Origin of the sequence: Pseudoalteromonas piscicida, assembly GCF_002744175.1 — a bacterium.
GTDB lineage: Bacteria > Pseudomonadota > Gammaproteobacteria > Enterobacterales > Alteromonadaceae > Pseudoalteromonas > Pseudoalteromonas piscicida_B.
The window spans coordinates 1-6,559 of the sequence record NZ_NKHF01000019.1 but is presented as its reverse complement, the minus strand read 5'-3'; the positions used below and the strand labels follow the sequence as shown (position 1 = coordinate 6,559).

The following is a 6,559-nucleotide window of genomic DNA, read 5'->3' as shown; positions in this document are numbered from 1 at the left end:
GGAACTGGTTTACCCAGCGATAAATTACGTCACTCCGTTTGGTAGGAGCTGGTCCACCCAGCGATAAATCTCCGCCACTCCGTTTGTAGGAGCTGTTTCACCAAACGATAAATCACCGTCACTCCGTTTGTAGGAGCTGTTTCACCAAACGATAAATCACCGTCACTCCGTTTGTAGGAGCTGGTTTATCCAGCGATCTTTTTTGTCGCGCCTCACGCAGGCGCGTGGATCGAAACTGCAGTCAAGTGACTATGCTTCAATCATTCGATAGGTTGAGCCACTATCTGCTGCACAAAGGAGCTAATTAAGCATCTTGTAATTTTTTCATTGCACTTTATCGTGATAAGCTTGTCTTTATATTTAACTAAATGTAATGTTTGGGTTAATTTCAAGGGAGCTAACGTAAAACAATGGTGGACAGATGCAAACGCCAGAGGAATATGAGGTAAGCCAGCGGATAGGTAGGTTGATACTTGGGTTAAAGCGTACCAGAGGTATGACCCGAGAGGATGTCTGTAAACGTTTAGGTATAGGCTCGCGCACGTTAGACAATTACTTAAACGGAGTGAGCTCATTTAAACTTGGGACCTTGTTAAAGTTTGCGGATCTTTGCAAGGTAAAGTTGGCTGATATTTTGGATGATACCAAGGCACTGAAGCGCTTGTATCCTGAGAATATTAAAGACAAAGGCAATATCTTTTTGTTATTTACGGGCTATTTTGTCGGCGTTATGGTGCTTGAATTTACCTTATTTGCTTTTCTTATTTTGTTATTGTTTTATGCGCGTAATGACAAGAATAGCCAAAGCATTATTGCAATTTTTATATTTGCTTTTTCGTTAGAAATCGTTGTTGCATATTGGTTGAATTATGTCGTCTTCCCAGCTATTGAAAGCTATTACATTGAAAATATCTATGCTTTTGCAACTCAACTTTTGCTGAGTTTACTGCTGGTGTTAATGATCAAATACAGAATGTTTTTAGGTGCGTGGTTTACCAAAGGGAATTCAGCCAGCATTTTTGAGAAGAACCAAGTAGACGCGCCGCTTTATGCACTCGCATGCACTTTAGCTTTGATTGATTTTGCTGCATTGATGGAAAACTTTATCCGTAACCTAGAGCGTTTAGGTATAAATGAAGAAGTTGCCAAACCATTTTGGGAGCTAGCCTTTATTTATAATTACTTTGCTTATATTAAGGCCGTGCCTTATCTGCTCTGTATGTTTGTTTTATACGCAGGAATAACAGCGCGCCGTCAGCAGGTTTTTAATAAAGCAAATGCTGCGCCTACACAATAATGTGAAGATTTCCCCATAAAAATAGAGAAGCCTGTGTGTTTTTAATTATTGATTTTTTATGGTCAGCTAAATAACAAATTAACTGTTTTATAAAGAGTTACTTAAATCGATTGATACCCAAAATTCAAATATAATGATAAGTTTGTTTTAATTTTGAGTTATTCTGCGAATGTGCACCTAAAAATAGTACGGTCATCTACTTGTCTTTATCTTTAACTGGATGTAAACTTTTGGTTAACTTTGGTTGGGGTGAATGAGAGATATGGTGGGTCGATGCAGACGCCAGAAGAATTTGAGGTAAGCCAACGTATCGGTAAATTGATACGAGGGCTAAAACGCAAAAAAGGGATGACTCGAGAAGAGGTTAGCCGACGCCTAGGTGTGGGTGATAGAACCCTAGATAACTACTTAAATGGCTCCAGCTCCTTTAAGCTTGGAACATTGCTTCGGTTTGCTGAAATCTGTAAAGTAAAGTTATCAGATATTTTAGAAGATACAGATAAGCTCTCTGGCCTGTATGGAGAAAAAAATGAGGAAAAGAACAATGAAGGCTGCACAGAAAAAGCCAATAAAAATAGCCCTTAGTCGTTCATTGTGTAAACAGATTTACGGTGGTATTGGTACTTCAAAAGGAGAGATTCCTAGGGGTGTAGAGGTGGAAGCTACTAAACCTGACTCCTAGACGATGTTTAAGTGAAGCCAGTAATTAGAGAGTAAGTATATATGAAAAGTTTATTTAGCCTGACTTCGCCAACGAATCAAAAGAAGCTCATAAACAAAGTTCTTAGTTATTCAAGGTGTAAATTGGTATGTGGCGCAACTGCTGTCAAAGGCGGAGGTCCAAGAAATCAACAAGTCGAAGCTACAAAACAAAGTTCTAGTGGTTAGGGTTGTTATTATGAGAAGTCTTTTTAGTTTATCGTTGATAACATGTATTATAGCGTTGCTATTTGCATCTGTTATAAAGTTTGGTGTACTTGAATCGATCATCTGCGCTATGCTCTTTTTACTGACCTGCTTTTCAAGAAAAGACGAAAACAGTCAATTGCTTACATTGATTTTTGCAGCAGTTTTTGTATTAGAAGTTTGTGTTGCAATTGGGTCTAGGTACTTTATCTTTCCAGCAGTAGAGAGTTTCTTTGTAGAAAACATATATGCATTTGGACTTCAACTTCTGGTCAATCTCCTATTGCTGTTTTTAGTAAAACATCGAATGACAATAGCTGTTTTGTTGACTAGGGGAAAATCCGCTTCCGTGTTCGAAAAAAATTATGCAGAGGGGCCTCTATATTTTCTAGTTATGGTGCTTGTGTTTATAGACTTTATGGCGTTAATGGAAAACTTTTTACGTAACTTAGATCGTATGGGAGTTAATGAGGAGACTGCTAAAATATTCTGGGAAGTCACGTTTTTTTATGACTATTTTGAATATCTTAAAGCAGTACCTACTTTTCTATGTATTACACTCTTGTATGTCGGTTTGGTTGTTCGAACTAAAAGACAACCAATCCAAAATTAGCTAAATCTTATGTAAACGCAGTAGCTTTCGAATACTGCGTTTCAATTTTATATTGCAAACACCTGCCACAGTTAGAAAGCATGAGCATTTTATTCTCCTAGTTATGTTTCAACCTCAATACCTATGCTGCTCTCATCTATTTAGAACATCTACTTGTCTTTGTATTAAACAAAATGTAATGTTTGGGTTAATTTTGTGGTTTGGTTAAAGGGAAAAACGGGGCGATGCAAACGCCAGAAGAGTACGAAGTAAGCCAGCGTATAGGACTACTAATAAAGGGCCTTAAGCATAAACGCGGGATGTCGCGAGAAGATATATGTCGCCACCTCGGGATTGGCATGCGAACGCTAGACAACTACCTTAATGGTGTTAGCTCCTTCAAGCTTGGTACGTTAATGAAGTTTGCCGACCTATGCAGAGTTAAGCTTGCCGATATTTTGGATGATACTGAAGCGCTCTCACGACTGTATCCAGACAATATGAAGGACAAAGGCAGTGTTCTAACATTGCTTTTGGGTTCTCTTGCTTCCGTTATGCTCTTTGAATCCGTTTTCTTAGTTTTACTAATTTTGCTGCTTTGCTACTCACATAAAGATAAAAATAATCAATGCATAGTTGCTATCTTTGTTGTGGTCTACGTGCTAACCAATATCGGTGGCTACTGGTTAAACTACGTCGCTTTTCCAGCAGCTGAAAACTATTATATGCAAAACGTATACGCATATTCGCTACACCTATCATTAAGTCTGTTACTACTCTTTATGCTTAAGTACAGGTTGATGTTCTCGGTATTGGTTACTCGCGGAAAATCGGCAGCTGTTTTCGAAAAAAGCCTTATTGAAACACCTCTCTACGTTTTGGCTACGCTGCTAGTCGCTATAGACTTTTTGGCGTTAATGGAGAACTTTATTCGTAATCTAGATCGGTTAGGAGTGGATGAGGAAAAAGCTAAAATATTCTGGGAGCTAACCTTTTTTTATGATTACTTTAGGTACCTTAAGGCCGTACCATTATTGCTTAGTTTAGTACTCCTCTATGCAGGAGTACTCGCACGGAAAAGAAATACGCAGCAGCTCCAAAGCGCGTAGTAATAAGTCGATAAGTAAATCACGGAATAAGGAGATGGCAGGCGATGCAAACGCCAGAAGAGTACGAAGTAAGCCAACGCATAGGGCTGCTAATAAAGGGCCTAAAGCATAAACGTGGGATGTCGCGAGAAGATATATGCCGCCACCTCGGGATTGGTATGCGAACGCTAGATAACTACCTTAATGGTGTTAGCTCCTTCAAGCTTGGCACGTTAATGAAGTTTGCCGACCTCTGCAGAGTTAGACTCGCCGATATTTTAGATGATACCGAAGCGCTTTCACGACTGTATCCAGACAATATGAAGGATAAAGGCAGTATTCTTACGCTAATCTTGGGATCGGCTTTTGGCGTTATTATTTTTGAGTCCACTTTATTGATTTTATTAATCTTCTTGTTCTTTTACGCTTACAAAGACAAAAATAGTCAGCTGTTGACGCTTTGTTTTGTAGTACCTTACTTTCTCTCAGTTGTAGCGATATACACGCTTCGCATAGCGATTTTTCCTGTTGTGGAGAGCTACTTTATAGAGAATATATTTGCTTTCTCAATACAGTTTTCTCTAAGCTTATTGTTGCTCTTTTTACTCAAGCATCGTATCAAGATAGCGATTATTATAACTCGGGGAAAGTCGGCTTCTGTCTTTGAGAAAAATTATGTTGAAGGGCCACTGTATTTCCTAGCAGTTGTTTTAGCTCTTGTAGACTTTCTGGCTTTGATGGAAAATTTTCTCCGTAACTTAGATAGAATGGGTATAAACGAAGAAACCGCAAAGGTGTTCTGGGAAGTAACCTTTTTTTATGACTATTTTGCTTACTTAAAATCAGTGCCTATGTTGCTGTGTGTCGCGGTACTTTATATCGGTACTGTCGCCCGAAGCCAAACGGCACAAGCGGTCAAAGCGTTGTGTCATAGCTCAAAATAAGTGAGCGCTGTAACAAACCTGAGCTTTGGACCTGATTTCAGATAATAACTGGCTTTCTAGCAGCCAGTTTTAGCGCTAACTGCGTTGAATTCACTTGCAACAGCCCCAGTTATTGGTGCGTAAATTTGCCTTGCCTACAAGGATGTAGATACCGGGGCGGTAGCGTAGCAGGACGCGAGAGCTAAGTTATCCCCAAAACTCTCTGGCTAGATAATGAAATAATTTAATGTAATTTAAAAACAATGAGTTAGATAATTTTTTATCCAAGCCTTAGGTTAACAAGATCTCACGTTGTTTTTGGCGAAAAAAAAGAGTGCCAGTTACTGCACTCTTCTATGCAAAACTCAAAAGTAATAACCCTTAGTTGCTACTCCAAGCTTGGGGCACTGGAATACACTAACTCAATTAGGTTATTCATGGTTCTTGATTTTTGCATATAAGCTTTTTCCATATGTGCTAGCTCTTGCAGTTCAAATAGCGTTGTTTCTACTAATGCTAGCCATTTTTCTGTGGTCTCTGGTACTTCAGCACTGTTTTGTGCCGCTTTTTTGAGTGCGTCGTAGTAAATAGTTAAGTCACGATATTGGCTTTGATAGTCCATTGTTATTTCAGCCGTTTCTTTTAATTTACACCAAAGTAACAGAAAGTCACTGCAGAAATCTGCGCAAAATAATTTTCTTACAACTTTTTAATTCGACAGGTAATTAATGTTAGCAAAGGCGGAGATCACGTCTTTAGCAAAGGCTATTCGCGGGTGTTTGAGCGCACCTTTTTTCCATACTAAATAGATGTTGTTTTCTGGCCCTACAGGACCAAGCTGAATAAGCTCCCCAGCTCTTATAAGATCTCGACAAAGGTAATCGGGGAGTACAGAGTAGCCTATTCCGGAGCGGATAATATTGGCAATGGCGCGAATGTCAGGGCAAATTGCTATTACATTTGAGCTACAACTTGCGTTAAATACGCGATCAAAATATTGCCGAACTAGTGGCAAGTCTTGGTCGTATGTTACCACATTATAGCTTGAAAGTAGGTCGGCTGTGATCTCACTGTCTTGAATTTCTCTGCCCTCTAGGCGGTTCATCACCAGCCATAGCTGTTCTTTATCTAACACAACATAGTCAAATGTTGCTGGATCGGGAGTAGAGGCAGCAATGGCAATATCAGCGGTGTCGTTGATGAGGTTATCGAATATATTGACTTTATTGCCTATGTGTAACACCACATTTATATTGCCAGCTTGTAATAGGTTTGCGATTTGCGGGCCAGAAACAAAGCTCAAATATTCCGCAGGGCCGGCAATATTTAAGGTGCCGAATACAGCGTTAGAGCGTGCCCGAATAGAAGCGACCTTTTGTTCTAAAATATCAATATGACCAGATACTTGAAGCGCCAAATCATGCGCAGTTGAGGTAGGCTTTACCCCTCTGGCTTGACGCTCAAACAGCGCCTTTCCAACCACAGACTCCATCGTTTGTATGTGCGCGGTAACCGCAGGTTGTGACATGCCTAAATTGGCTGCTGCCTTCGTGATATTTTTACAGCGATAGACTTCTACAAAGGTTTTTAACTGAGTGAGATGGGACATAAAACATTTAAGCCATAAGAAATCTGATTGCTCCTCCCAATTTATCCGAATTCTCCTGTATGAGCAAATCATCTACTATTGTCGCCACTGAGCAGGTATGAGGTGAAGAGGTTAAAAGCATCTGCGGAATTTACTGTGGGTGTC

Annotated in this window: 6 protein-coding genes and 1 pseudogene; 5 read left to right on the top strand and 2 right to left on the bottom strand. The window is 39.7% G+C overall.

From position 1 onward, the window contains the following. The first annotated feature begins 421 nt into the window (after positions 1–421). From CEX98_RS04060 to CEX98_RS04040, 5 genes and pseudogenes are all read left to right on the top strand, one after another. Positions 422–1,297: a helix-turn-helix domain-containing protein gene (locus CEX98_RS04060; protein ID WP_099640845.1), complete on the top strand. Its 876-nt coding sequence runs from the start codon at positions 422–424 to the stop codon at positions 1,295–1,297. A gap of 273 nt (positions 1,298–1,570) precedes the next feature. Further along, positions 1,571–1,843 (top strand): annotated as a pseudogene (locus CEX98_RS04055) (helix-turn-helix domain-containing protein); the annotation flags it as partial. A gap of 352 nt (positions 1,844–2,195) precedes the next feature. Beyond that, positions 2,196–2,816, top strand: a complete 621-nt coding sequence (locus CEX98_RS04050) for a hypothetical protein (RefSeq protein WP_099640846.1) — start codon at positions 2,196–2,198, stop codon at positions 2,814–2,816. 224 nt (positions 2,817–3,040) lie between these two features. After that, on the top strand, positions 3,041–3,904 hold the full coding sequence (locus tag CEX98_RS04045; protein WP_099640843.1) for a helix-turn-helix domain-containing protein: 864 nt from the start codon (positions 3,041–3,043) through the stop codon (positions 3,902–3,904). Between the two features lie 44 nt (positions 3,905–3,948). Continuing rightward, a complete protein-coding gene (locus tag CEX98_RS04040) occupies positions 3,949–4,827 on the top strand; it encodes a helix-turn-helix domain-containing protein (RefSeq protein WP_099640842.1) in 879 nt (292 codons plus the stop codon). A 367-nt stretch (positions 4,828–5,194) separates the two neighbouring features. Here CEX98_RS04040 and CEX98_RS04035 read toward each other — a convergent pair whose 3' ends face one another. Further along, entirely contained in the window at positions 5,195–5,428 is a 234-nt protein-coding gene (locus CEX98_RS04035; RefSeq protein WP_099640841.1) for a hypothetical protein, read from the bottom strand. Positions 5,429–5,515: 87 nt separating this feature from the next. Beyond that, entirely contained in the window at positions 5,516–6,415 is a 900-nt protein-coding gene (locus CEX98_RS04030) for a LysR family transcriptional regulator (protein WP_099640840.1), read from the bottom strand. Positions 6,416–6,559: the final 144 nt, after the last annotated feature.

What these genes read in the sequence shown, in the direction of transcription:
- CEX98_RS04030 (WP_099640840.1), bottom strand. Translation starts at nt 6,415, where the DNA reads ATGTCCCATCTCACTCAGTTAAAAACCTTTGTAGAAGTCTATCGCTGT.
- CEX98_RS04060 (WP_099640845.1), top strand. Translation starts at nt 422, where the DNA reads ATGCAAACGCCAGAGGAATATGAGGTAAGCCAGCGGATAGGTAGGTTG.
- CEX98_RS04050 (WP_099640846.1), top strand. Translation starts at nt 2,196, where the DNA reads ATGAGAAGTCTTTTTAGTTTATCGTTGATAACATGTATTATAGCGTTG.
- CEX98_RS04045 (WP_099640843.1), top strand. Translation starts at nt 3,041, where the DNA reads ATGCAAACGCCAGAAGAGTACGAAGTAAGCCAGCGTATAGGACTACTA.
- CEX98_RS04040 (WP_099640842.1), top strand. Translation starts at nt 3,949, where the DNA reads ATGCAAACGCCAGAAGAGTACGAAGTAAGCCAACGCATAGGGCTGCTA.
- CEX98_RS04035 (WP_099640841.1), bottom strand. Translation starts at nt 5,428, where the DNA reads ATGGACTATCAAAGCCAATATCGTGACTTAACTATTTACTACGACGCA.